Raw genomic sequence first — 25197 nt, 5'->3', positions numbered from 1 at the left:
CACTGCCCTTCACGAGCACGAATGGCAAGCTGTTGCCAACACTCCCCCGACACAGACGAAAATCGAGCTGAGAATTTATGCCTTTTACACTTGGTCAACGCTGGATCAGCGATACAGAGAGCGAACTTGGATTAGGTACCGTCGTTGCGCTGGATACGCGGATGGTTACGTTACTGTTTCCTGCCAGCGGTGAAAACCGCCTCTACGCCAGAAATGACGCCCCAATCACTCGCGTGATATTCAATCCGGGCGATACCGTTACCAGTCATGAAGGCTGGCAGTTGAAGGTTGAGGACGTGCGCGAAGAAAACGGGCTGCTGATATATACCGGCCAGCGGCTGGACGATACGCCCGTCACGGCCGAACTGCGTGAGGTTATGCTCGACAGCAAACTGACCTTTAATAAACCGCAGGATCGTTTGTTCGCCGGACAAATCGATCGGATGGACCGCTTCGCGCTGCGCTACCGCGCTCGTCGTCATCAGCGCGATCAGGCGCTTCAGCCATGGAACGGTCTGCGCGGCATGCGCGCCAGCCTGATCCCGCACCAGCTGCACATTGCGCGCGAAGTCGGCCAGCGCCATGCCCCGCGCGTTCTGCTGGCCGATGAAGTGGGTCTGGGGAAAACCATCGAGGCAGGCATGATCATTCACCAGCAACTGCTGGCCGGGCGCGCCGAACGCGTGCTGATCGTGGTGCCGGAAACGCTGCAGCACCAGTGGCTGGTGGAGATGCTGCGTCGTTTCAACCTGTTGTTCTCGCTGTTCGATGACGAACGCTACGCGGAAGCGCGGCTGGACAGCAGCAACCCGTTCGAAACCGAACAGCTGGTAATCTGCTCGCTGGATTTCGTCTGCCGCAACGCGCAGCGTCAACAACAGCTGCAGGCCGCGGGCTGGGACCTGCTGGTGGTGGATGAAGCGCATCACCTCTCCTGGAGCGAAACCGCCTCCAGCGAGGCCTATCAGGCGATCGAAGGTTTGGCCGGCCGCATCCCGGCGGTATTACTGTTGACCGCCACGCCCGAACAGCTGGGACAGGAAAGCCACTTCGCGCGTCTGCGCCTGCTCGATCCCAACCGTTTTCATGATTACCACGAATTTGTGCGCGAACAGCAGCAGTACCGTCCGGTCGCCGACGCGGTCTCCCTGCTGCTGGCCGGCGAAACGCTGACCCCGAACGACCTCAACTTATTGGGCGAGCTGCTGGGCGAGCAGGACATCGAACCGCTGCTGAAATCGGCCAACAGTCAGAGCGAAGACAGCCAGCAGGCGCGTCAGGAACTGATTACCATGCTGATGGACCGCCACGGCACCAGCCGGGTGCTGTTCCGCAACACCCGCCAGGGCGTGAAAGGCTTTCCGCAGCGGGTACTGCACCAGATCAAACTGCCGCTGCCCGCCCAGTATCAGACCGCCATCAAAGTCGCCTCGATCATGAATGCGTCCAAAACGGCGGAGGTGCGCGCGCGCGATATGCTCTATCCCGAGCATATCTACCAGCAGTTTGAAGATGATAACGCCACCTGGTGGAGCTTCGATCCGCGCGTGGAATGGCTGCTGAACTACCTGACTCAGCACCGGGAAGAAAAGATCCTGGTGATCTGCGCGCGCGCCGCCACCGCGCTGCAGCTCGAACAGGTGCTGCGCACGCGCGAAGCCATTCGGGCCGCCGTGTTCCATGAAGGCCTGTCTATCATCGAACGCGACCGCGCCGCCGCCTGGTTCGCCTCGGAAGAAGACGGCGCTCAGGTGCTGCTTTGCTCGGAGATCGGCTCCGAAGGACGCAACTTCCAGTTCGCCAGTCATCTGGTGATGTTTGATCTGCCGTTCAACCCGGATCTGCTGGAACAGCGCATCGGCCGTCTCGACCGTATCGGCCAGACGCAGCAAATTCAGCTGCTGGTCCCTTATCTGGAAAATACCGCTCAGGCCCTGCTGGTGCGCTGGTATCATGAAGGCCTGGATGCGTTTGAGCACACCTGCCCGACCGGCCGCGCCATCTACGATATGCACTACGAAGAATTGCTGCAGCGGCTGATCACGCCGACCGAACAGCAGGGGCTGGATGAGTTTATCCGCGCCTGCCGTCAGCAACATGACGCGCTGAAACAACAGCTGGAACAGGGGCGCGACCGCCTGCTGGAAATGCACTCCAACGGCGGCGAGCAGGCGCAGCAACTGGCGCAGGCGATCGCCGAACAGGATGATGACGTCAACCTGATTACGTTCGCTCTCAACCTGTTCGATATTGTCGGCATCAACCAGGAAGACCGCAGCGATAACCTGATTGTGCTAACGCCGTCCGATCATATGCTGGTGCCGGATTTCCCGGGCCTGCCGCAGGACGGCTGCACCATTACCTTCGATCGCGAACAGGCGCTGTCGCGGGAAGACGCCCAGTTCATCAGTTGGGAACACCCGTTGATCCGCAACGGCCTTGATCTGATCCTGTCCGGCGAAACCGGCAGCTGCGCCGTATCGCTGCTGAAGAATAAGGCGCTGCCGGTCGGCACGCTGCTGGCCGAGCTGATCTATGTGGTTGAGGCGCAGGCGCCGAAAAGTCTGCAGCTGACGCGCTTTCTGCCGCCGACGCCGGTGCGCCTGCTGGTCGATCGCAAAGGCACCGATCTGGCCGGTCAGGTCGAATTCGAAGCGTTTAACCGGCAGCTCAGCGCCGTCAACCGGCATACCGCCAGCAAGCTGGTCAACGCCGTGCAGCCGGAAGTACACAATATGCTGCAGTTGGCCGAAGAGCTGGTTGCGCATCAGGCCCGTCAGTTGATCGTGACGGCGCAGGAGGAAGCGGACCGCCAGCTGCGCCTCGAACTGGAGCGACTGGCCGCGCTGCAGGCGGTGAATCCGAACATCCGCGAGGACGAACTGCGCGCGCTGGAAGACCAGCGCGAACAGATCCTGCTGAACCTGCATCAGGCCAACTGGCGGCTGGATGCCATCCGTCTGGTGGTGGTCACTCACCAGTAAACGTATCATCCCGGCGGCAAAGGCCGGCGCCCTTGCCGCCCCAGTGGAGTTATGATGGATCCTTATAACCCTCCGCGCGATCCCTGGCTGCATATTCTGTATCAGGATCAGCACATTATCGTGGTCAATAAGCCCAGCGGTCTGCTGTCGGTGCCGGGCCGGGCGCCCGAACATAAAGACAGCGTGATGAGCCGCATCCAGGCCGATTTCCCGCTGGCCGAATCGGTCCATCGTCTTGATATGGCCACCAGCGGCGTGATGGCGGTAGCGCTGAACAAGGCGGCGGAGCGCGAATTAAAGCGCCAGTTCCGCGAGCGGGAACCGAAAAAATCTTATCTGGCGCGCGTCTGGGGCTGGGTCGAACAGGATGAGGGAATGGTTGATCTGCCGCTCATCTGCGACTGGCCGAATCGGCCGCGTCAGAAAGTGTGCTTCGAGCAGGGCAAAGCGGCGCAAACGGCCTGGCAGGTGCTGACGCGTGAAGCCGCCGGCACCACGCTGATTAAGCTGATGCCGATTACCGGCCGTTCTCACCAGTTACGCGTACATATGCTGTCGCAGGGGCATCCGATTCTCGGCGATGGCTTCTACGCCCCCGCCGAGGTAAAAGCGATGGCGCCGCGCCTGCTGCTGCACGCCCAGGAATTGCGCATCACCCATCCAGCCTTTACCACCCCGATGCACTTCCGCTGCGAGGCGGATTTCTAAGCGCGCCGGATTTTACTTGCGCCTGGCGCCGTCAACGGACAGAATGCCGAAAGTTAAATACCAGACTGTTGACAACGTTCGTTACCAGGGAACGCCTCTTTCTGCGACAGTTCCCGCTATCTCTGGTGCCCTGGCGACGCTCTCAACAACCTCTACATTTAAGCGACAGGATGCTGCACGATGCCATTTTCCTCTACTCGTTGCCAGTTCACCGAAGGCAGCGTTGCGCTGCCCGAAGGCTATCTCGACCGCACGGTAAACGTCTTCGCCCCAGCCGCGGCGGATAGCGCCTCCTTTAATATCGCTCGCGATACGCTGCCGCCGGACGAAACGCTGTCCGCTTATATCGATCGTCAACTCAGTCTGCTGGGCAAACATCTTAAGGGATGGAAAGAACGCTCCCGCGCGCCGGCGCAGCTTGGCCAGGGGGAGCAGGCGCTGAACGGCGAATGCGTTCAGGCCAGTTACCTGCGCGACGGCCAGCGGGTCTGGCAGCAGCAGGCGGTGTTTGCCCCGGGCAACGGCCTGATCCTGGTCTTTACCCAGAGCGTCGGCCGGGCGCTGACGGAGCAGGATAAAGCGCAGTTCGCCGACCTGCTGAACAGTTTTACCCGAGCGGCGTCTTAATCTCCGCGTGGTGATGACCGCCGCATGGCGCCCCGACTTAGCCCGGACAGCGAAGTCGCGACGGACACGGCGCCACTTCGGCCAGTCGGCGCTGCCGCACGCCGCGGCGCGACCCGATAGATGGCCGCGCCAGGCATGGGAATCGGTTCATAGACCGCTCATCCGGCAAAAAACGGCGGACGCCGGGCAAGCGATAAATTCAGATCCACCGGTCAGCGGGCGCGGTTCTTTCGCCTCCCTGATCGCCGGTATTCATCACGCCGCGCGGCTCAATGATTAACAGCTTTACCTCCTTGTCGGCACGGGGTTTATGGCTAACGCCTTTCGGAACCACAAACAGCTCTCCGGCGTTGACCAGCACATGGCTATCCGCAAAATCGATGCGCAGTTCGCCTTCAATCACCATAAAAACTTCATCGGTTTCGGGGTGGGCATGCCAGATAAACTCCCCTTCAATCCTGACCAGCTTAAACTGGTTGTCGTTCATTTCCGCAATGACTCTGGGAGACCAGTGTTCATCGATCAACGAAAACTTATTCGCCAAATTGATCGCCGGCACGGCGGACTGAATGTTCTTTTTAACCATAATAACCCTCTCGCGTTGAAATGAGAGAGTAGTACGGCAGAGGAAGCAGGATCTTGTACGATCGTGCAGTTGGTCAGTCGGTCAGTCGGTCAGTCGGTCAGTCGGTCAGTCGGTCAGTCGGTCAGTCGGTCAGTCGGTCAGTCGGTCAGCATTCTGAACCAGCGCGCCGGCGAAAGGCCGTATGTCTGAGTGAAATGCCGGGTCATGTGGCTTTGGTCGCTGAATCCCGCGGCCAGCGCGGCATCGGCAAGGGAAAAACCGTCCAGCATCAGATGCCGGCACTGTTCCAGACGACGCTGGACCACATAGCGATAAGGGCTGGTGCCGTACAGTGCGCGAAAATCGCGCGACAGGCTCCAGCGCTCCCGGCCGCTGGCGATCTCCAGCGCATCCAGCGTTACCGCGTCCGCCAGGTGGCTATGAATGTACTCGCGCGCCCGCTCCGCGGCGGCGAAATCGAATGACCCGCGTCCCCGACGCTGGCCGGCCACACAATCCAGCGCCTGCGCCAGATCATAAATAGCATCGTCTTCTTCCAGCGGGTCGATAACGTTATCGATACTTTGCAGCAGATTTTCCATCGCGCGATACAGTCTCGGGTCGTTCGATATCCCGCCGGGAATAAAAGGCAGAGGACGGCCCCGCAGAATCTGCTGAATTAATACCGGCTCCACATAAATCATCCGGTAATGGAAACCCTGCTCGCAGCCGGCTTCGCCGTCGTGCAGTTCATCCGGGTAAATCACCATGCTGCTGCCGGGCAGACTATGCCGCATGCTCTTCTGATAGCGAAAATTCTGCACGCCCGACAGCGTACGGCCAATAGCGTAGACGTCATGGCGATGAGGCTCATATGCATAACTGCTAAAGAAGGCTTCAATTCGCTCTACTTTAGCGCCCTGCGGCGCGCGTAAGACCCAGTCTCTGTCAGTGATAATCATCGCCGTCAGCGCTCCGGTTGATATTGGCAAACGTCGTCCGGCCGGTCGACATCATCGGTTGCGCCAGCGACCGGCGCCCCCACTCGATAATAGACGATCGCCGCCAAAGATAAATACCCGCGACGGACTATAACCTGCTGAAATAACAATACAAAAATAATGGGCATGGAATCTAACTCATTAGATCAGCTGGACAAAACGCCAGCGGGCCGAACACCCCGGCGCGTCGCCCTGTTTACAAAACTGCCCCAGAAATGGGTCGGGCAATAAAGCCAGCGCGCCGGCGGCCTGAAATATGACGGATATAAAGATCGTTGCCGCTTACGGCGGAAGGTGATTGCGGAAGGAAATGATTCAGAAGGGAGACATAATGCACAGAAGAGAACGTGATTATTCTACCGCCGCTGACTCTTTAGCAGCTCATAGGCGGCCTGAATATCCTGCGCCTTGCGTTTAGCCAGTTCCATCATGCGCGGAGATAACCTTTTCGCCACCAGCTTATCCGGGTGATGTTCACTCATCAGCTTGCGGTAGGCGCGCTTGATGGTGGCCGCATCATCGCTGCTCTTCACCCCCAGAATGCGACAGGCGCTTTCCAGCGTCGGGCTGCGCGGAGGAGACTGGCGCTGCTGCTGCTGATAATGCGAACGGCCGCTATGCGCGCCGCGGTTATCGCCGCTCCTGCGGTAAGATTGATCGCTCTGCGGCCCCGGCCCCGCGCGCCCCTGCTCCATATTGCGCAAAAAAAGCTCAAACTGCGCGCGCGTAACGCCCAGTTCATCGGCGAACACATACAGAAGGCGCCGCTCATTGGGGTGCAGCGCGCCGTTGGCGAAAGCGACCTGTAGCTGAATATCCAGAAACATCTTAATCAGATCGAAACGTCCCATGCAGACATCGCGCAGCTTGCGCAGCTTCATTCGCAGGGGAAAGTAGCTGACTTTTCCCTCGCGGAACGCCTGTTGAGCCGCCGTGCGCGACGCGCCGTGCAGATCGAGCTGGTCCATGATTTGCGTCGCCATCTGGATATCGGCTTCGGTTACCCGCCCTTTCGACTTAGTCAGGTGCCCCATCGCCTGAAACGTGGTCAGGAAGAACAACCCCTCGCGCGGTGACCGGGCGGAGAAAAAATCGCGACGCCGCGACGCACGGGCTTTATCCAGCAAATGACCCGCCAGCAATCCCGCTACCATTCCCCATACGCCGCCGCTGGATAACGCGCCCAGCACCAGCCCCAGCAACTTACCCCAATACCGCATATACTTCCTCAAATCCCCATGCCGTCGGCGAAAAATTGCTTTATCATACCCGTCATTTATCTTTGCACCTAACGGCGGTGCGCAGAAACGACGGGGATTTAACGCTGGCACAACGTCAGCGACTGATATAGTCTCTGACCGTTTGCCGGCATGATGCCCCCGATGACGGAACACCTGATACCGCGTATGAAAAAAAGTTTCCCAACCCTGCTGGCCACACTGATTTGGTCAGCGCTGTACAGCCAGCACGCGCTGGCCGATCTCGCTGAGCAATGCCTGCTGGGCGTGCCCGTCTTCGAGCGTCCGCTGGTCACCGGCTCGGCGGATGAACTGCCGGTCAATATCCACGCCGATAAGGTCGAGGCCAACTACCCGTCCAGCGCCCGCTTTAGCGGCAACGTCAACGTCGCGCAGGGCAACGGCCTCCTCACCGCGAAGGAAGTCGAATTAAACCAGTTGCAGGACGGCGCCGGCGACGATCCCGTACGCACCGTCACCGCCACCGGCGACGTTCACTATGACGACAACCAGGTCATCATGAAGGGTCCGAAGGCCTGGTCTAACCTGACGAATAAAGACACCGATGTCTATCAGGGCGACTATCAGATGGTCGGCCGTCAGGGGCGCGGCAACGCGGACAGAATGAAACTGCGCGATAACAATCGCTACACCATTCTGGAGAACGGCTCCTTCACCTCCTGTTTACCGGGAGATAATAGCTGGAGTGTCGTGGGTTCGGAAGTGATCCACGATCGCGAAGAGCAGGTGGCCGAAATCTGGAACGCGCGCTTTAAAATCGGTAATGTGCCGGTCTTTTACAGCCCCTATCTACAGTTGCCGGTCGGCGATAAGCGCCGTTCCGGCTTCCTGATCCCGAACGCCAAATACGGCAGCAGCAACGGTTTCGAACTGCTCACCCCGTATTACTGGAACATCGCGCCGGCCTTTGACGCCACGCTGACGCCGCATCTGCTGACCAAACGCGGCGTCCAGTGGCAAAACGAGTTTCGCTACCTGGTCGCGCCCGGCACCGGCCTTGTTGAGCTGGACTGGCTGCCCGACGATCGCGAATACGCCAAAGACGAGCCGCAGGATGACAACAACCGCCGCTGGCTGTTCCACTGGGAACATGAAGGCGTCATGGATCAGGTCTGGCGTTTTAGCACCGACTACACCAAAGTCAGCGATGAACGCTACTTTAAAGATCTGGACTCCACCTATGGCGCCACGACCGACGGCTACGTGACGCAAAAACTGAGCGTCGGTTATGCCGATCTCAACTGGGACGCCACGCTCTCGAATAAACGATTCCAGCTGCTGTCCGGCACCGAAAGCAGCGACATTTATCGCGCCGAACCCCAGCTCGATCTGAATTATTACCGCAATGATATCGGCCCGTTCGATGTTCACCTTTATGGTCAGGCGGTAAAATTTACCAATGAGAACCCGAATCGACCGGAAGCCACCCGCCTGCACATTGAACCCGCGCTGACGTTGCCGCTGTCGAACCGCTGGGCCAGCCTGAATACCGAAGCGAAACTGATGGCGACGCACTACCAGCAAAGCAATCTGGAGCGTTACCAGGCCGATCCCGACGTCATGGACAGCAACAAAAACGATCTGAAATCTTCGGTGAACCGGGTGATGGGGCAGTATAAAATGGACGGTAAGCTGGTGCTCGACCGCGATATGGACTGGGCGCCGGGCTATACCCAGACGCTGGAGCCGCGCGCGCAGTACCTGTACGTACCTTACCGCGACCAGAGCGACATCCATACTTATGACTCCACGCTGCTGCAAACCGACTATGCCGGGCTGTTCCGCGACCGCACGTACAGCGGTCTGGATCGCATCGCGTCGGCCAACCAGCTGGCCACCGGTATTACCTCTCGCATTTATGATGATGCGCTGGTTGAACGTTTTAACGCTTCCATAGGTCAAATCTACTACTTTGATCGTCCTCGTACCGGTAATACCAGCACGATACTCGATCAAAATACGGATAACGGCAGTCTGGTGTGGGCCGGCGACACCTACTGGAAGGTGAACGGCGACTGGGGCGTGCGCGGCGGGTTACAGTACGACGCCCGTCAGGACAGCGTGGTGCTGGGCGATGCGGTGGTGGAATACCGGCGCGATGCCGAACGCATGGTGCAACTGAGCTACCGCTACGCCAGCCCGGATTACATTCAGGCGATGCTGCCGAATATCCGTAACCCGGGCTTCCAGCAGGGCATCTCGCAGGTGGGGATGATCGCCAGCTGGCCGGTCGCCGATCGCTGGTCGGTCGTCGGCGCGTATTATTACGATACCAAAGCGAATCAGCCCGCCGACCAGTTGATCGGTTTACAGTACAACACCTGCTGCTGGGCCGTCAGCGTTGGTTATGAACGGAAGATCACCAGTTGGAACAACAGCAGTCTCAGTAGCGAATACGACAATAAAGTGTCGTTCAATATTGAACTGCGCGGCCTGAGCAATAATTACGGGCTGGGTTCCGCGCGCATGCTGAATTCAGGTATTTTACCGTATCAGCGGGCGTTCGGAGAATAGAGCCCCGATAGCGGTTCAGGTTGCGGCGTACGGTAACGACAGTCTCCCCCCGCTCATGCCGGGCGGAGAGCGCGGAACCCTTCGCGCCGCGTCGGCCTGAACACCGGGGGATTGCGGTAACGTCAGGCAAAACACACCGGGTGCCGGATATCAATGTTAACCCGCTCAGGCGGACAGATAATGGGAAAGGTATGAAGAACTGGAGAATGCTGATTCTCGGGCTGGCTTTGAGCGCCAACACTGTGTTTGCCGCGCCGCAGGTCGTCGATAAAGTCGCGGCGGTGGTAGATAACGGCGTGGTGCTGGAGAGTGACGTCAATGGCCTGTTTCAGTCGGTAAAACAGAATGCCCGCCAGGCGGGTCAACAGTTGCCGGATGACGACACGCTGCGCCACCAGATCATCGATCGCCTGATTATGGATAACATCATCCTGCAGAGCGCGGAGAGAATGGGTCTGCAGATCAGCGACGAACAGTTGGATCAGGCGATTACCCGCATCGCCGCGCAGAACCGCATGACGCTCGATCAGCTGCGTCAACAACTGTCCTATGAGGGCCTCAGCTACAGCGCTTATCGCGGCCAGATCCGCAAAGAGATGCTGATCGCTGAAGTACGTAATAATGAAGTTCGCCGTCGCGTCACTATTTTGCCGCAGGAAGTGGACGCGCTGGCTAAACAAATCGCCGGCCAGGCCGGGGAAGGCGCGGAATTCAACCTGAGCCATATCCTAATCCCGCTGCCGGAAAACCCCAGCCAGCAACAGGTGGACGACGCCGAAAAACTGGCGCGCTCGCTGGTGGCCGAGGCGCAGAAAGGCGCCGACTTCGGTAAGCTGGCTATCTCCTACTCGGCGGACTCCCAGGCGCTGCAGGGCGGCCAGATGGGTTGGGGCCGGCTGCAGGAACTGCCGACGCTGTTCGCCCAACGGCTGGTGACCGCCAAAAAAGGCGAAGTCGTCGGCCCGATCCGCTCCGGCGTCGGTTTCCATATTCTGCGCGTCAACGATATCCGCGGCGGCGACCAGACGGTATCCGTGCTGGAAACCCATGCCCGCCACATCCTGCTGAAACCGTCGGTGGTCATGACCGACGACCAGGCGCGCGCGAAACTGGAAGAAGTGCTGCAGAATATCCGCAGCGGCCGCTCTGATTTCGCCACCCAGGCCAGACAGCTGTCGCAGGATCCCGGCTCCGCCAACCAGGGCGGCGATCTGGGCTGGGCATCGCCGGATATGTACGATCCCACCTTCCGCGATACCCTGCTGAAACTGAAAAAAGGCGAAATCAGCGCGCCGGTTCACTCCTCGTTCGGCTGGCACCTTATTCAGTTGCTGGATACCCGTCAGGTGGATAAAACGGACGCCGCCCAGAAAGAGCGGGCTTACCGCATGCTGTTCAACCGTAAGTTCGCTGAAGAAGCGCAGACCTGGATGCAGGAACGTCGCGCCGCGGCCTATGTCAAAATCATCAACGACAATGACCGTTAACGACATCCCCCGCCGGATTGTCATCACGCCCGGCGAACCCGCCGGGATTGGTCCCGATCTGGTGGTGACGCTGGCTCAACAGGCCTGGCCTGTTGAGCTTGTTGTTTGTGCCGATCCGCAACTGTTGCGCGCGCGCGCTCAGCAGCTTCGCCTGCCGCTCACCCTGTGCGACTATCGCGCCGATCAGCCCGCCCGTCCTCAGCCGGCAGGGTCGCTGACGCTGCTGCCGGTCGCGCTGAATCAGCCGGTTCGGGCTGGTCAGCTTGATGTCGGCAACGGCCGCTATGTGGTGGAAACCCTGGCGCGCGCCTGCGATGGCTGTCTGAACGGCGAGTTCGCCGCGCTGGTCACCGGGCCGGTGCACAAAGGCGTGATCAACGACGCCGGCGTACCGTTCAGCGGACACACCGAATTCTTCGCCGATCGCAGCGGCTGTCGACGCGTGGTCATGATGCTGGCTACCGAGAGTCTGCGGGTGGCGCTGGCGACCACTCACCTGCCGCTGCTCGACGTTCCGGCCGCCATCACCCGGCAAACGCTGCACGAGGTCATTACGATTTTGCATCACGATCTGCAGCGTAAATTCGGCATCGAACAGCCGCAGATTTATGTCTGCGGACTGAATCCGCACGCCGGCGAAGGCGGCCATATGGGGCGTGAAGAGCTGGACATCATCATTCCCGCGCTGGAAGAACTGCGTCAGCGCGGTATCCGGCTGATCGGCCCGTTGCCGGCCGATACGCTGTTTCAGCCCAAATATCTGCAGCCCGCGGATGCGGTGCTCGCCATGTATCACGATCAGGGGCTGCCGGTGCTGAAATACCAGGGCTTTGGCCGGGCGGTGAATATCACCCTGGGTCTGCCGTTTATCCGTACCTCTGTCGATCACGGCACCGCGCTGGAACTGGCCGCGACCGGAGAAGCCAGCGTGGGCAGCCTCACGACGGCGCTCAATCTTGCCATTAAAATGATAAATAATCGTAATGAATAATCGAGTTCATCAGGGCCACTTCGCCCGCAAGCGTTTTGGACAAAACTTTTTAAGCGATCGCTTCGTAATTGACAGCATCGTCTCCGCCATTCATCCGCTGCCAGGCCAGGCGATTGTGGAAATTGGCCCCGGCCTCGGCGCGTTGACCGGGCCGGTTGCCGAACGAATCGACCGTTTCACCGTGATCGAGCTGGACCGCGATCTGGCGGCCCGGCTGGAAACGCATCCGGTATTAAAAGACAAGCTGACCATCGTGCAGCAGGATGCGATGACGGTGAATTTCGCCGATATGGCCGAACAGGCTGGTCAGCCGCTGAGGGTATTTGGTAACCTGCCGTATAATATTTCAACGCCGCTGATGTTCCACCTGTTTAGTTATACTCACGCTATTCAGGATATGCACTTCATGTTGCAGAAAGAGGTGGTTAATCGGCTGGTCGCCGGTCCGGACAGCAAGGCCTACGGCCGTTTGAGCGTGATGGCGCAATACTATTGTCAGGTGATTCCGGTGCTGGAAGTTCCGCCGACCGCCTTTAAACCGGCGCCTAAAGTTGATTCCGCGGTGGTTCGTCTGGTGCCTCATCAAACGCTGCCCCATCCGGTCAGCGATCTGCGTCTGCTGAGCCAGCTCACCACCGAAGCTTTTAACCAGCGCCGGAAAACCCTGCGCAACAGTCTGGGACACCGATTTACCCCGGAGCAGTTGACCGAACTGGGCATCGATCCCGCCCGCCGCGCGGAGAATGTTTCCGTTGAGCAATACTGCCGCCTGGCGAACTGGCTTAGCGCCCACCCCGCCGCGCAGTAATCACAGGAGTTGCCGAGATGATCGATGCCCCCCGCGTATGTGTTCAGGTTCAGAGCATTTACATTGAAGCCCAGTCCAGCCCGGACGAAGAGCGCTATGTGTTTGCCTACACCATCACTATCCGTAATCTGGGGCGGCATAGCGTGCAGTTACGCGGACGCCACTGGCTAATCACCAACGCCAACGGACGCCAGACCGAAGTGCACGGCGAAGGCGTGGTCGGCGCACAGCCCGTGATCGATCCCGGCAGCGAATTCCAGTACACCAGCGGCGCCATACTGGAAACGCCTTTAGGCACGATGGAAGGACATTACCTGATGACCGACCACCAGGGCGAGAGTTTCCACGTAGAGATTCCGGTATTCCGTCTGGCTATTCCCTCACTGATACATTAATTATGTCGACTTATCTGATTGGCGATGTTCACGGCTGTCTGGCCGAACTACAGGCGCTGTTGGCGCAGGTTTCTTTCGATCCGCAGCGGGACACGCTGTGGCTGACCGGCGACCTGGTGGCGCGCGGGCCTGATTCGCTGGGCGTCTTGCGTTACGTGCGCTCGCTGGGCGATTCGGTACGCGTCGTACTGGGCAATCACGATCTGCATTTGCTGGCCGTCTATGCCGGCATCAGCCGCAGTAAACCCAAAGATCGGCTGATGCCGCTGCTTAACGCGCCGGACGCGGACGAGCTGATTAACTGGCTGCGCCACCAGCCGATTCTGCAGGTGGATGACGAACGGCGGCTGGTGATGGCTCACGCCGGCATTACCCCGCAGTGGGATCTGGCAACCGCGCGTCTGTGCGCGCACGAAGTCGAATCCATTCTGGCCAGCGACAGCTATCCGCTGTTTCTGGACGCCATGTATGGCGACATGCCCAATCACTGGAGTCCCGAGCTAAGCGGTCTTGCGCGTCTGCGTTTCAGTACCAATGTGTTTACCCGCATGCGCTATTGCTTTTCCGGCGGACAGTTGGATATGCAGTGCAAGGAGCCGCCTTCGCACGCCCCCTGGCTGCTCAAACCGTGGTTTGATATCCCGGGGCCGATAGCCAGCGAATACGCCATTGTCTTCGGCCACTGGGCGTCGCTGGAAGGGAAAGGCACGCCGCCGGGCATCTATGGGCTGGACACCGGCTGCTGCTGGGGCGGAAATCTTACTCTGCTGCGCTGGGAGGATAAACGCTACTTCACCCAGCCTTCCCTCGCTCAGTCCTTGCCGGAGGACAACGACGCCGCATCCGGCACCGCAGGCTGAGCGCCGCCGTTACGGCGCTGCCCGTTGCTGACGACGGGCAGCCAGATTCCGCCGCCTAAAATTCCCGATAATACAGGCGCGCTGCCGGTTGACGCCGCGCGCGCCGGATCGCGCAGTCTGTCCTGATTCAATCCCGATGTTGTTTTCATGTCCACGTCCACTGGCTGTTTTTTCCAACCATACGCGGCCAGTATGACTGTCGTGTGTCAACGGCGGAGCAGATATAAGGAGAGCGGGCGCCGTAAGAAAAAGAGAATTAGCGCGCCCGTTGAGCCCGTAGCGAATTAACGGCGTTCGAGGATTTCAAAGCAGTAGCTGTGACTATTGTTTTCGTCGGCGTCATGGAATTCGCTGAACGTCATCTGCCATTCGTCCGGCTCATAGTCCGGGAAATGGGTATCGCCCTCGACTTCCGCATCGATATGGGTCAAATAGAGCCGCTGCGCCTGCGGCAACAGCTGTTTATAGACATTGCCTCCGCCGATCACCATCACTTCCTCGACCTCGCCCGCGGCGCTTAACGCCTGCTCCAGTGAGGTTACCCATGTCACGCGCGGGTCGTCGCCCGGGCGGCGGCTCAGAACAATATTGAGCCGGCCGGGCAGCGGCTGCCCGATGGACTCGAACGTGTTACGCCCCATAATGATGGGCTTTTTGAGGGTGTTGCGCTTAAACCACGCCAAATCGGCCGGCAAATGCCACGGCATGGCGTTTTCCATACCGATTACGCGATCTACTGCCAGTGCGGCAATCAAACTAATAACCATGGTAAAACCCTACAGGCGATAAAATTGGTGCCACTATACGGAAAGGCCGCGCACTCGTCGATAACGTTACCCGGCGCGGCGAATAATATAAGAGTGCTCCGACCGGCTACACCCCGGGCCGCTTGCGGTACAGCCAAATCCCCGGCAGCGACAGCCCGATGGAAAGCGCGCCGACGATAAAACTGGCTTTGAGAAAATGAGTGATCAGCGTCTGCATCAGCGCCTCGCTATAACCCTGATGAGACAGCTGCACAACGGAAATCATCGCCGTATAGGCCGAAATCCCCGGAAACATCGGGATCACCGCCGCCACCGTAAACACCTTCGGGTGCGCCAGCAGCCAGCGCGACCAGCGGATGCCGATGATGCCGATCATGATCGAGGCCAGGAACGAGGCCCATTCGATATGCAAGCCAAAATGGATCAGCAGAAAACGCGCGCCGTGTCCCAGCGCGCCGAGCAGCGCGCAGTAGTGCAGCGCGCGCACCGGCACATTAAACACCATGGCGAAACCAAGCGCGGGAACCGCCGCCAGCGCCATATCCTGAATTAATGCCCACATCAACGCTAAGACCATCCGTGCAACCCCCATAACGCCATCGCGGATACCACGCCGATACAGGTCGACAGCGTCAGCAGGCTGGCCATCGCCCAGCGCGCCAGCCCGGTATTCACATGTCCCTTAAACATATCCGCGATCGCGTTGATCAGCGGAAAGCCCGGCACCAGCAGCAGCACGCTGGCCGCCATCGCCACCGTGGACGAATGCTGCAGCACGGGCAGACGCATCAGCAGTCCGGATGCGGAGGTCGCGACGAAGGCGGTGATGCAGAAGTTAATCATCGGATTGAGATGCCGGGCGGTCAGGAGCTGGCGCACATACATCGCCAGCCCGCTGGCGAGCAGCGCGACCAGAAAAGCATCCCAGCCGCCGCCGTTCAGCCGACTAAAACAGCCGCACGATAACCCGACGGTGGTGACCACCAGCCAGCGCGGATAGCGCAGCGGACGAATATGGCTGAAACGCTTTTCCACGTCGACCACGTCCAGCAGGCGATGCTCCGCCATAATCACCACATGCTGCACTTCCGTGACCACGTGCATATTGATACCGCGATCCACATTCTTACGCGTCGACGTCAGGCAATGTCCGTGCATAATGGTCGTCAACACAATCGCGTTGGCGGAGATGGAGCTTTCGACGCTGTCCACCCCGAGAGCGACGCCCAGCCGGGAAGACAGCTGTTCCACTACCGTACTTTCCGCGCCGTGCTGCAACAGCAATAGCGCGCACTGAATACACAAGCGGGTAATTTCCCGCTGCGATGTTTCTGCATCGATCATGTAAATTTACTGCCCCCAGCCCGAAAAAATATACCCGGCGGATAGTACGCTGTCGGCAGGCGCCTGTATGCGAATCCCGCCTCACTATCATTGAGCGCAGCCAACGCGCCTGCTACCGGCAAGATGACGGATATAACCATAAATAATGGAAGGACACTTGTTAACATATTGCCGGCAAATAACCAAGATGAGCAGAAAGAAATAAGTTTAGCGCCGTTATTATACGCCTTTCTTGCGCCGCCGGAGCGCCGATTATGGCGGGGCAGGATTGGTCCGACGACAAGGCCCGGGAAGGCTCCCGGGCCGGGAGGAAAGCCGCGCCATTTCCGCCGCTAAACGACTGCGGCGGAAGAGACCGACGCGGCAAAGACATGGCGAATTAGATTATCGCGGCCTCAGGAGCGGCTATAGCGTGCCGGTGCCGCCATCGGCGCACCACACCTGGCCTGAAGCGTAACTGCTCTCGGCCGACGCCAGGGTAACGTACAGCGGCGCGATCTCCACCGGTTGTCCCGGCCGTCCCATCGGCGAACTGGCGGCGAATTGCTGCACCGCGTCCATCGGCTGACCGCCGCTCGACTGCAGCGGCGTCCAGTACGGCCCCGGCGCTACCGCATTGACCCGAATACCCTGGCCGGCCACCTGTTTAGCCAGCGCTTTGGTGAACGCCACGTTGCAGGCTTTCGTCTGGGCATAATCCAGCAAAATGGCGCTGGGATTAAAGGCCTGTACCGAGGAGCTGTTAATGATCGTCGCGCCGGGTTGCATGTGCGGCAACGCCGCCTTGCTGATCCAGAACGGCGCGTAAACGTTAGTGCGGAACGTGGCGTCGAACGCCTCCGTCGTCAGTTCGGCGATCGACTCGGTAAACTGCTGGCGCCCGGCGTTATTGACCAGAATATCCAGTCCGCCCAGTTGTTTCACCGCCTCGCTCACCAGCTGCCGGCAAAACGCTTCCTCGCGAATATCGCCGGGGATCGCCACCGCGTTACGGCCCTCGGCGCGGATCAACGTCAGCACTTCCTGCGCATCGGACTCCTCTTCCGGCAGATAATTAATCGCCACGTCGGCGCCCTCCCGGGCATAGGCGATCGCCACCGCCCGGCCAATGCCGGAATCGCCGCCGGTGATCAACGCCTTACGCCCGGTCAGCCGGCCGCTGCCCCGATAGCTTTGCTCGCCGTGATCCGGCAGCGGCTGCATCTTGCTGGCCAGCCCCGGCGGCGTCTGCGGCTGACTGACGAAGGGCGGCCGAGGATAAGCCTCCAGCGGATTTTTTCCATTCGACGCCGGCGTGCAAGACGGCCCTTTCTTTACCGTTGAACCCATACTCACCTCCAGAAAAATGAATGTTGAACGGATGAAAATCATTCATCCGCCGAGCGGTAATCAGTAAGGTAAGCGTAGACGCCGGAGCAGTTTTTTTCAGGCTAATTGGTTTTTTATGCTGGAATAAAGAGGGTTTTATCGATGAATAATCCAGATAAACGCGAGCCGCTCAGCAGTATTCGCTGAACGGCTCGTGGGGTGACGCCAGTGGTTTACCGAGGGCTAGTCGCGGATGCTGGCGTGCATTTCCTGTACGGAGATCACCCGGTCGGTAGGATCGGCGCTCAGCGACATCGCGGTGGCAAAACCGCCGTTCATCGTCGTATCGTAATGTACCTTGTACTGCAGCGCGCTGCGACGGATCAGTTTAGAATCCTCGATCGCCTGACGTCCCGCAGTGGTATTCACGATATAGGTATACTCGCCGTTTTTGATCCGGTCCTGAATATGCGGACGACCTTCATGCACCTTATTGACCAGGCGCGGATTAATGCCGGCCTCGCCCAACACCACCGCTGTGCCGTGCGTCGCATCCAGTTCAAAGCCGTGCTTCAGCAGTTTGGCCGCCAGGTCCACCACGCGCGCCTTGTCGCCTCCGCGCACGGACAGCAGCGCGCGTCCGGTTTGCTTCATCTGCGAGTTGCTGCCCAACATGGCTTTGGCGAAGGCTTCGGCAAAGGTCCGCCCTACGCCCATCACTTCGCCGGTCGAACGCATTTCCGGCCCCAGAATCGGGTCGACGCCGGGGAATTTATTGAACGGCAGCACCACTTCCTTCACCGAGTAGTACGGCGGGATAACCTCTTCGGTCACGCCCTGCTGCGCCAGCGTCTGGCCGACCATCACGCGCGCCGCCACTTTCGCCAGCGAAACGCCGGTGGCTTTCGACACAAACGGCACGGTGCGCGCCGCGCGCGGGTTGACTTCGATCAGATACACTTCGTTGTTTTTCACCGCGAACTGCGCATTCATCAAACCGCGCACGCCCAGTTCAAACGCCAGTTTTTTCACCTGGTCGCGCATCACATCCTGAATATCCTTGCTCAGCGTATAGGCCGGCAGAGAACAGGCCGAGTCGCCGGAGTGTACGCCCGCCTGCTCGATGTGCTCCATGATGCCGCCGATCAGCACGCGTTCGCCGTCGCAGATGGCGTCGACGTCCACCTCGATCGCATCGTCGAGGAAACGGTCCAGCAGCACCGGCGCATCGTTGGACACCACCACCGCGTTCTGGAAATAGCGACGCAGGTCGATCTCGTCGTATACGATCTCCATCGCCCGGCCGCCCAGTACATAGGACGGACGCACCACCAGCGGATAACCGATAACGCTCGCCTTCTCCACCGCTTCGTCAATCGCCACCACGGTGGCGTTGGCCGGCTGTTTCAGCCCCAGACGCTCTACCGCGTGCTGGAAGCGCTCGCGGTCTTCCGCCCGGTCAATCGCGTCCGGGCTGGTGCCGATCACCGGCACGCCCGCCGCTTCCAGCGCGCGCGCCAGCTTCAGCGGCGTCTGGCCGCCGTACTGCACGATGACGCCCTTAGGCTGCTCAACGCGCACGATCTCCAGCACGTCTTCCAGCGTGACGGGTTCGAAGTACAGACGATCGGAGGTGTCGTAATCGGTCGACACGGTTTCCGGGTTGCAGTTGACCATGATGGTTTCATAACCGTCTTCGCGCAGCGCCAGCGAAGCGTGAACGCAACAGTAGTCAAACTCGATCCCCTGGCCGATACGGTTCGGCCCGCCGCCCAGCACCATGATCTTATCGCGATCCTGATTCGGGTTCGCCTCGCACTCTTCTTCATAGGTGGAGTACATATAGGCGGTGTCGGTCGCGAACTCGGCCGCGCAGGTGTCCACCCGCTTGTAGACCGGGTGCAGATTGAATTTCTCGCGCAACTGGCGAATCACGCTTTCGTCCACGCCGGCCAGTTTAGCCAGACGCGCATCGGCGAATCCTTTGCGCTTCAGGAAACGCAGGAACGCCGCATCCAGCGCGGCGACGCCCTTCTCCGCCACCTGTTCTTCCAGCCGCACCAGCTCTTCGACCTGCACCAGGAACCAGCGGTCGATGTTGGTCAGGCCGAACACGCCGTCGATCGACAGTCCGGCGCGGAAGGCGTCCGCCAGATACCAGATACGTTCGGCGCCGGCATCCTTCAGCTCGCGACGAATACGGGTCAGAGACTCCGGATCGTCCAGGTCGACCATCGGGTCCAGACCGGTCGCGCCGACCTCCAGCCCGCGCAGCGCTTTCTGCAGCGACTCCTGCTGGGTACGACCGATGGCCATCACTTCGCCGACGGATTTCATCTGCGTGGTCAGACGGTCGTTGGCGCCGGCGAATTTTTCAAAGTTGAAGCGCGGAATTTTGGTGACGACGTAATCGATGGACGGTTCGAACGACGCCGGGGTACGGCCGCCGGTAATGTCGTTCATCAGCTCATCAAGGGTATAGCCCACCGCCAGTTTGGCGGCGATTTTCGCAATCGGGAAACCGGTCGCCTTGGAAGCCAGCGCCGAAGAGCGCGATACGCGCGGGTTCATTTCAATTACGATCAGGCGGCCGGTTTTCGGGTTGACCGAAAACTGCACGTTGGAGCCGCCGGTTTCGACGCCAATCTCACGCAGCACCGCCATCGAGGCGTTACGCATGATCTGATATTCTTTATCGGTCAGGGTCTGCGCCGGCGCCACGGTGATCGAGTCGCCGGTATGGATGCCCATCGCGTCCAGGTTTTCGATCGAGCACACGATGATGCAGTTGTCATTCTTATCGCGCACCACCTCCATTTCGTACTCTTTCCAGCCGATCAGCGACTCATCGATCAGCAGTTCGTTGGTCGGCGACAAATCCAGACCGCGTTCGCAAATCTCTTCAAACTCTTCGCGGTTATAGGCAATACCGCCGCCGGTTCCGCCCATGGTGAAAGACGGACGAATGATACAGGGGAAACCCACATCGGCGGCCACGGCCAGCGCTTCTTCCATATTGTGCGCAATGCCCGAACGCGCCGTATCGAGGCCGATTTTTTTCATCGCCTTGTCAAAGCGCTGGCGGTCTTCCGCTTTATCGATCGCATCGGCGGTGGCGCCGATCATTTCCACGCCAAACTCGGCCAGCACGCCCTGCCGCTCCAGCTCCAGCGCGCAGTTGAGCGCCGTCTGCCCGCCCATGGTCGGCAAAACCGCGTCCGGCCGTTCTTTTTCGATAATCTTACGCACCACTTCCCAGTGAATCGGCTCGATGTAGGTGGCATCGGCCATATTCGGGTCGGTCATGATGGTCGCCGGGTTGGAGTTCACCAGGATAACGCGGTATCCCTCTTCGCGCAGCGCTTTACAGGCCTGAGCGCCTGAGTAGTCGAATTCACATGCCTGACCGATAACAATCGGGCCCGCACCAAGGATCAGGATGCTTTTAATATCTGTACGTTTTGCCATGGTTCTGCTCCTGATTATTTACGGTTAGCACGGTAAGTCTGAATCAGTTCGATAAAGTGATCGAACAACGGCGCCGCGTCGTGCGGGCCGGGACTGGCCTCCGGGTGGCCCTGGAAGCTGAAGGCGGGTTTATCGGTGCGGTGGATGCCCTGCAGCGAGCCATCGAACAGAGACTTGTGCGTAACGCGCAGCGTCGCGGGCAGCGTGCTCTCATCCACGGCGAAACCGTGGTTCTGGGCGGTGATCATCACGCGGCCGGCATCCAGATCGCGTACCGGATGGTTGCCGCCGTGGTGGCCGAATTTCATTTTGATCGTTTTCGCGCCGCTGGCCAGACCCAGCAACTGATGCCCCAGACAGATGCCAAACACCGGAATATCGGTTTCCAGCAGCGTCTGAATCGCTTTGATGGCATAGTCGCACGGTTGCGGGTCGCCGGGGCCGTTGGACAGGAAGACGCCGTCCGGGTTCAGCGCCAGCACGTCTTCAGCGCTCGTCTGCGCCGGAACCACCGTCAGTCGGCAGCCGCGGTCGACCAGCATGCGCAGAATATTGCGTTTCGCGCCGTAGTCGTAGGCGACGACGTGGTACGGCAGCTCGCTTTCCTGCTTCGGCGCCGGCAAATCGCCGCTCAGCGTCCAGCTGCCCTGCAGCCAGCTATAGCGCTCGGCGGTGCTCACCTCTTTCGCCAGATCCATCCCCTTCAGGCCCGGAAAGGCTTTGGCCTTTTCCAGCGCCTGCGCGGCGTCCGGCGCGTCGCCGGCGATAATGCAGCCGTTTTGCGCGCCCTTCTCGCGCAGCAGACGCGTCAGCTTGCGGGTATCGATATCGGCAATGGCGACAATATTGTTGCGTTTAAGGTAGTCGGACAGGCCCTCTTCGCTGCGATAGTTGCTGGCGATCGGCGGAAGGTCGCGAATAACCAGACCCTGAGCCTGTATGGCGGAAGATTCTTCATCGCTGGCGTTGGTGCCGACATTACCGATATGGGGATAAGTGAGAGTGACAATCTGGCGGGAATAGGATGGATCAGTAAGGATTTCTTGATAACCGGTTATTGACGTATTGAAGACCACTTCCCCCACTGCCGTTCCCTCTGCCCCGATGGCCCGACCGTGAAACTGGGTTCCGTCTTCCAGAACCAATAGCGCTGACTTAATCAAAACATCCTCCAGGGAATAATAAATCATATTATTTGCATATTAATTCAGATTGCAGCATCAAAATCAACGCAAAAATCACCGGCGCGGTAAATTTTTGGCAAATTGGGCGCATTTTAATGATGGCCAGTGATTTTGTCTACACCAGACGGAGTTTTTACTGTTCTTTTATGCCTCTGATAAAGAATCTTCGCTTATTACAGCAAAAAGTCGCATCAACTTAGAGAAGAAAACGGTTGCAGGGCCGGGAAAATAATAAAAGAATATTATTTCAGCAATAGGCCCCGTCTTTCCCGCCTCAGTCGCCGTACAGGCATTAAATCCCACAAAAAATACGAAGAAAGGAAAAACCTGATAAAAACCGCCTCCATTAGCGGATAAATTAAAAAAATGGCGGAACATACCGCCATAAATCAATTTGTTACATTTTTATAAAATACTATAAACTATCCAGACCAAGCACATCTCTCATATCATAGAGGCCGGTTTTCGTGGTTCCGAGCCATATAGCGGCACGAACCGCGCCATTGGCGAAAGTCATGCGGCTTGAGGCCTTATGGGTAATCTCTATACGTTCGCCAATATCGGCAAACATCGCGGTATGTTCACCCACAATATCGCCGGCGCGCAGCGTGGCGAAACCAATGCTTTTCGCATCGCGTTCGCCGGTGTGCCCCTCGCGTGCATAGACGGCGCAGGTTTTCAGATCGCGCCCCAGCGCGGCGGCAATGGTTTCCCCCATGGCCAGCGCGGTGCCGGACGGCGCATCGACTTTGTGCCGGTGATGCGCTTCCAGAATTTCAATATCGGTGTAATCACCCATCACCTTCGCCGCTTTCTCCAGCAGTTTAAGCATCACGTTGACCCCGACGCTGAAGTTTGCCGCGAAAACGACCCCGATCTCATCGGCCGCCTGGCGGATTGCCGCTTTGCCCTGATCATCAAACCCGGTGGTGCCGATAACCACCGACTTATGCTGCCGACGGCAGAAATCCAGCATGGCCAGCGAGCCTTCGGGACGGGTAAAATCGATCAGAATATCGAAGTCGTCGCGCACCGCGTTCAGATCGCTGCTGATTTTGACGCCCAGTTCGCCGAGTCCGGCCAGTTCGCCCGCGTCGCTGCCCAACAGGGAAGAGCCCGCGCGTTCCAGTGCGGCGCCCAGCACGGCGCCTTCCGCCAGCTGCACGGCCTGAATCAACTGTCGGCCCATTCGGCCGCCGGCTCCCGCTATCGCAATACGGATCGCTGAATCCCCCATACTCCCTCTCTTATTTAATGACGGTTTATTCTGAATGGCCCCGGATTAACGCACGCAGCGACGCATAACCCGAGGACCAATAACATGATGAGAAAATTATGACAGAAAGACGGTGGAAAAATCAGTAAAAACTCTCGCGTCGTCACGCCATTCCCGCGTCTGACGGGGAAACGAAAGGGATAACGGCGCCAGAACGCATAAACATGCACTTTGGGCGCCGCATCGGTCGGCGCAACACCCGGCGACGGAGAACACGACGCGCCCGGCGATGCCGCCTGAAGACGAGTTAATCGACCTGCCTGACCTCGACCCGCAGCTCTTTGGGCACTTCAAAAACGATATTCTCTTCACGCCCTTCCAGTTCAAAAGCAACCTTGCCGCCGAGCGATTTCAGCCGATCGATCACCTGCCGCACCAGAATATCCGGCGCCGAGGCGCCGGCGGTGACGCCGACGCGCGTCACGCCGTTCACCCAGCTTTCCTGAATGTCCGTAGCGGCATCGATCAGATAAGCCGGCTTGCCGGCGCGCTGAGCCAGTTCAGCCAGCCGGTTGGAGTTTGACGAGTTTTTCGAGCCCACCACCAACACCACATCCGCGCTGTCGGCCAGATAGCGCACCGCTTCCTGGCGATTGGTGGTGGCGTAACAGATATCATCCTTGCGCGGCCCGACGATATTCGGGAAACGCGCGCGCAGCGCATCGATCACCGCATAGGTATCGTCAACCGACAGCGTCGTCTGCGTCATGAAGCACAGGTTATTTTCATTCTTGACCTGCAGCTGCCAGACATCTTCCGGCGCTTCGACCAGGTACATGCCGCCGGCCGGGTTGCTGTACTGCCCCATGGTGCCTTCCACCTCGGGGTGACCGGCATGGCCGATCAGGATCGCCTCGGTGCCTTTACGACTGGCGCGCGCCACTTCCATATGCACTTTAGTCACCAGCGGGCAGGTAGCGTCGAATACCGTCAGGTCGCGGCTTTTCGCCTCGGCCCGCACCGCCTGAGACACCCCGTGGGCGGAGAAAATCAGAATCGAGCCATCCGGCACTTCGCCGATTTCCTCGATAAAAATCGCGCCCCGGTTGCGCAGCCCGTCTACGACATAGCGGTTGTGCACCACTTCGTGCCGGACATAAATCGGCGTGCCGTAAATTTCCAGCGCGCGCTCGACAATGCTTATCGCCCGGTCGACGCCCGCACAAAACCCGCGCGGGTTAGCCAGCAAGATTTGCATGTTGTTCCTCCTGCTGCGGATCAATATCCAGCACTTCCAGATTAAAGGTCACCGTCTGTCCGGCGAGCGGATGATTAAAATCCACCGTAACGGACTCTTGCTCCACCGCGCGGATAACGCCCGGCATTTCATGGCCGGCTGCGCCGCTGAACACCATGATGGTGCCGACATCCGGCACCCCGGTACGGGAAAAGTCGCGCCGTAAGAAAAACTGGATCAAATCCGGGTTCACCGGGCCGAAGGCCGCTTCCGGTTCGAGAGTAAACTGCCTGCGATCCCCACGACTCAGCCCCAGCAACTGCCGCTCCAGCGCCGGCGACAGGCTACCGTCGCCGAGGCGAAACAGCACCGGTTTGCCGCGCTCTAGCGAGGACTCGGCGGTCGAACCGTCCGCCAGCGTCAGGGTAAAATGCACCAGAACGGCGCTGTCAGACTGTACCCTTTCCGACATGG

At 59.2% G+C, this 25197-nt stretch carries 22 protein-coding genes; 9 read left to right on the top strand and 13 right to left on the bottom strand.

The window, feature by feature from the left end:
- The first annotated feature begins 77 nt into the window (after positions 1 to 77).
- The 3 genes from rapA (at position 78) to FJU30_RS03535 (ending at position 4319) form a co-directional block, all read left to right on the top strand.
- Positions 78 to 2984, top strand: coding sequence for an RNA polymerase-associated protein RapA (rapA, locus tag FJU30_RS03545; RefSeq protein WP_150433616.1), 2907 nt, complete (start codon positions 78 to 80; stop codon positions 2982 to 2984).
- Positions 2985 to 3038: 54 nt separating this feature from the next.
- Positions 3039 to 3692 (top strand): bifunctional tRNA pseudouridine(32) synthase/23S rRNA pseudouridine(746) synthase RluA, encoded by a 654-nt coding sequence (rluA, locus tag FJU30_RS03540; protein WP_150433846.1) that lies wholly within the window; start codon positions 3039 to 3041, stop codon positions 3690 to 3692.
- Between the two features lie 180 nt (positions 3693 to 3872).
- Complete coding sequence (locus FJU30_RS03535) at positions 3873 to 4319, top strand: DcrB-related protein (RefSeq protein WP_150433617.1); 447 nt, start codon at positions 3873 to 3875, stop codon at positions 4317 to 4319.
- 199 nt (positions 4320 to 4518) lie between these two features.
- Here FJU30_RS03535 and FJU30_RS03530 read toward each other — a convergent pair whose 3' ends face one another.
- The 3 genes from FJU30_RS03530 to djlA form a co-directional block, all read right to left on the bottom strand.
- Positions 4519 to 4905, bottom strand: a complete 387-nt coding sequence (locus FJU30_RS03530) for a cupin domain-containing protein (protein ID WP_150433618.1) — start codon at positions 4903 to 4905, stop codon at positions 4519 to 4521.
- Positions 4906 to 5042: 137 nt separating this feature from the next.
- Positions 5043 to 5846, bottom strand: a complete 804-nt coding sequence (locus FJU30_RS03525; RefSeq protein WP_150433619.1) for an AraC family transcriptional regulator — start codon at positions 5844 to 5846, stop codon at positions 5043 to 5045.
- 395 nt (positions 5847 to 6241) lie between these two features.
- Positions 6242 to 7105 carry a co-chaperone DjlA gene (gene djlA, locus FJU30_RS03520; RefSeq protein WP_150433620.1) on the bottom strand — a complete coding sequence of 288 codons (864 nt, stop codon included), beginning with the start codon at positions 7103 to 7105 and terminating at the stop codon, positions 6242 to 6244.
- A gap of 186 nt (positions 7106 to 7291) precedes the next feature.
- Here djlA and lptD point away from each other — a divergent pair, with 186 nt between their 5' ends.
- The 6 genes from lptD (at position 7292) to apaH (ending at position 14199) form a co-directional block, all read left to right on the top strand.
- Positions 7292 to 9658, top strand: a complete 2367-nt coding sequence (gene lptD / locus FJU30_RS03515; RefSeq protein WP_150433621.1) for an LPS assembly protein LptD — start codon at positions 7292 to 7294, stop codon at positions 9656 to 9658.
- A 191-nt stretch (positions 9659 to 9849) separates the two neighbouring features.
- The gene (surA, locus tag FJU30_RS03510; protein WP_150433622.1) at positions 9850 to 11145 is read left to right on the top strand and encodes a peptidylprolyl isomerase SurA; all 1296 of its coding nucleotides are present in this window, start codon (positions 9850 to 9852) and stop codon (positions 11143 to 11145) included.
- The gene (pdxA, locus tag FJU30_RS03505) at positions 11135 to 12136 is read left to right on the top strand and encodes a 4-hydroxythreonine-4-phosphate dehydrogenase PdxA (protein ID WP_150433623.1); all 1002 of its coding nucleotides are present in this window, start codon (positions 11135 to 11137) and stop codon (positions 12134 to 12136) included. The genes surA and pdxA overlap by 11 nt, the downstream gene beginning before the upstream one ends.
- Positions 12129 to 12944, top strand: coding sequence for a 16S rRNA (adenine(1518)-N(6)/adenine(1519)-N(6))-dimethyltransferase RsmA (gene rsmA, locus FJU30_RS03500; RefSeq protein WP_150433624.1), 816 nt, complete (start codon positions 12129 to 12131; stop codon positions 12942 to 12944). Before pdxA ends, rsmA begins: the two co-directional genes overlap by 8 nt.
- A gap of 17 nt (positions 12945 to 12961) precedes the next feature.
- Complete coding sequence (gene apaG, locus FJU30_RS03495) at positions 12962 to 13339, top strand: Co2+/Mg2+ efflux protein ApaG (protein WP_150433625.1); 378 nt, start codon at positions 12962 to 12964, stop codon at positions 13337 to 13339.
- Positions 13340 to 13341: 2 nt separating this feature from the next.
- Positions 13342 to 14199: a bis(5'-nucleosyl)-tetraphosphatase (symmetrical) ApaH gene (gene apaH / locus FJU30_RS03490; protein ID WP_150433626.1), complete on the top strand. Its 858-nt coding sequence runs from the start codon at positions 13342 to 13344 to the stop codon at positions 14197 to 14199.
- Positions 14200 to 14483: 284 nt separating this feature from the next.
- Here apaH and folA read toward each other — a convergent pair whose 3' ends face one another.
- The 10 genes from folA to fkpB form a co-directional block, all read right to left on the bottom strand.
- The gene (folA, locus tag FJU30_RS03485) at positions 14484 to 14966 is read right to left on the bottom strand and encodes a type 3 dihydrofolate reductase (RefSeq protein ID WP_150433627.1); all 483 of its coding nucleotides are present in this window, start codon (positions 14964 to 14966) and stop codon (positions 14484 to 14486) included.
- A gap of 106 nt (positions 14967 to 15072) precedes the next feature.
- A complete protein-coding gene (locus FJU30_RS03480; RefSeq protein ID WP_150433628.1) occupies positions 15073 to 15543 on the bottom strand; it encodes a threonine/serine exporter in 471 nt (156 codons plus the stop codon).
- On the bottom strand, positions 15534 to 16310 hold the full coding sequence (locus tag FJU30_RS03475; protein WP_150433629.1) for a threonine/serine exporter family protein: 777 nt from the start codon (positions 16308 to 16310) through the stop codon (positions 15534 to 15536). Before FJU30_RS03475 ends, FJU30_RS03480 begins: the two co-directional genes overlap by 10 nt.
- Positions 16311 to 16715: 405 nt before the next feature.
- Positions 16716 to 17639, bottom strand: a complete 924-nt coding sequence (locus FJU30_RS03470) for an SDR family oxidoreductase (protein ID WP_150433630.1) — start codon at positions 17637 to 17639, stop codon at positions 16716 to 16718.
- Positions 17640 to 17861: 222 nt separating this feature from the next.
- Positions 17862 to 21086 (bottom strand): carbamoyl-phosphate synthase large subunit, encoded by a 3225-nt coding sequence (carB, locus tag FJU30_RS03465; RefSeq protein ID WP_150433631.1) that lies wholly within the window; start codon positions 21084 to 21086, stop codon positions 17862 to 17864.
- 14 nt (positions 21087 to 21100) lie between these two features.
- Positions 21101 to 22249 carry a glutamine-hydrolyzing carbamoyl-phosphate synthase small subunit gene (gene carA / locus FJU30_RS03460; protein WP_150433847.1) on the bottom strand — a complete coding sequence of 383 codons (1149 nt, stop codon included), beginning with the start codon at positions 22247 to 22249 and terminating at the stop codon, positions 21101 to 21103.
- 165 nt (positions 22250 to 22414) lie between these two features.
- Positions 22415 to 22663: a hypothetical protein gene (locus tag FJU30_RS03455; protein WP_150433632.1), complete on the bottom strand. Its 249-nt coding sequence runs from the start codon at positions 22661 to 22663 to the stop codon at positions 22415 to 22417.
- Positions 22664 to 22685: 22 nt separating this feature from the next.
- Complete coding sequence (gene dapB / locus FJU30_RS03450) at positions 22686 to 23507, bottom strand: 4-hydroxy-tetrahydrodipicolinate reductase (protein WP_150433633.1); 822 nt, start codon at positions 23505 to 23507, stop codon at positions 22686 to 22688.
- A 286-nt stretch (positions 23508 to 23793) separates the two neighbouring features.
- Positions 23794 to 24744 (bottom strand): 4-hydroxy-3-methylbut-2-enyl diphosphate reductase, encoded by a 951-nt coding sequence (ispH, locus tag FJU30_RS03445; RefSeq protein WP_150433634.1) that lies wholly within the window; start codon positions 24742 to 24744, stop codon positions 23794 to 23796.
- Entirely contained in the window at positions 24725 to 25195 is a 471-nt protein-coding gene (gene fkpB, locus FJU30_RS03440; RefSeq protein WP_150433635.1) for an FKBP-type peptidyl-prolyl cis-trans isomerase, read from the bottom strand. The genes ispH and fkpB overlap by 20 nt, the downstream gene beginning before the upstream one ends.
- Positions 25196 to 25197: the final 2 nt, after the last annotated feature.

This window comes from Affinibrenneria salicis, from assembly GCF_008710095.1.
The sequence above is the reverse complement of the archived record's forward strand: the minus strand, read 5'-3'. Positions and strand labels throughout refer to the sequence as shown.

Coding starts and splice junctions, on each gene's coding strand:
- FJU30_RS03475 (WP_150433629.1), bottom strand. CDS start 16,310: ATGATCGATGCAGAAACATCGCAGCGGGAAATTACCCGCTTGTGTATT.
- djlA (WP_150433620.1), bottom strand. CDS start 7,105: ATGCGGTATTGGGGTAAGTTGCTGGGGCTGGTGCTGGGCGCGTTATCC.
- rapA (WP_150433616.1), top strand. CDS start 78: ATGCCTTTTACACTTGGTCAACGCTGGATCAGCGATACAGAGAGCGAA.
- pdxA (WP_150433623.1), top strand. CDS start 11,135: ATGACCGTTAACGACATCCCCCGCCGGATTGTCATCACGCCCGGCGAA.
- rsmA (WP_150433624.1), top strand. CDS start 12,129: ATGAATAATCGAGTTCATCAGGGCCACTTCGCCCGCAAGCGTTTTGGA.
- apaG (WP_150433625.1), top strand. CDS start 12,962: ATGATCGATGCCCCCCGCGTATGTGTTCAGGTTCAGAGCATTTACATT.
- rluA (WP_150433846.1), top strand. CDS start 3,039: ATGGATCCTTATAACCCTCCGCGCGATCCCTGGCTGCATATTCTGTAT.
- FJU30_RS03525 (WP_150433619.1), bottom strand. CDS start 5,846: ATGATTATCACTGACAGAGACTGGGTCTTACGCGCGCCGCAGGGCGCT.
- lptD (WP_150433621.1), top strand. CDS start 7,292: ATGAAAAAAAGTTTCCCAACCCTGCTGGCCACACTGATTTGGTCAGCG.
- FJU30_RS03535 (WP_150433617.1), top strand. CDS start 3,873: ATGCCATTTTCCTCTACTCGTTGCCAGTTCACCGAAGGCAGCGTTGCG.
- FJU30_RS03530 (WP_150433618.1), bottom strand. CDS start 4,905: ATGGTTAAAAAGAACATTCAGTCCGCCGTGCCGGCGATCAATTTGGCG.
- FJU30_RS03480 (WP_150433628.1), bottom strand. CDS start 15,543: ATGGTCTTAGCGTTGATGTGGGCATTAATTCAGGATATGGCGCTGGCG.
- surA (WP_150433622.1), top strand. CDS start 9,850: ATGAAGAACTGGAGAATGCTGATTCTCGGGCTGGCTTTGAGCGCCAAC.
- dapB (WP_150433633.1), bottom strand. CDS start 23,507: ATGGGGGATTCAGCGATCCGTATTGCGATAGCGGGAGCCGGCGGCCGA.
- apaH (WP_150433626.1), top strand. CDS start 13,342: ATGTCGACTTATCTGATTGGCGATGTTCACGGCTGTCTGGCCGAACTA.
- ispH (WP_150433634.1), bottom strand. CDS start 24,744: ATGCAAATCTTGCTGGCTAACCCGCGCGGGTTTTGTGCGGGCGTCGAC.
- FJU30_RS03470 (WP_150433630.1), bottom strand. CDS start 17,639: ATGGGTTCAACGGTAAAGAAAGGGCCGTCTTGCACGCCGGCGTCGAAT.
- carB (WP_150433631.1), bottom strand. CDS start 21,086: ATGGCAAAACGTACAGATATTAAAAGCATCCTGATCCTTGGTGCGGGC.
- fkpB (WP_150433635.1), bottom strand. CDS start 25,195: ATGTCGGAAAGGGTACAGTCTGACAGCGCCGTTCTGGTGCATTTTACC.
- folA (WP_150433627.1), bottom strand. CDS start 14,966: ATGGTTATTAGTTTGATTGCCGCACTGGCAGTAGATCGCGTAATCGGT.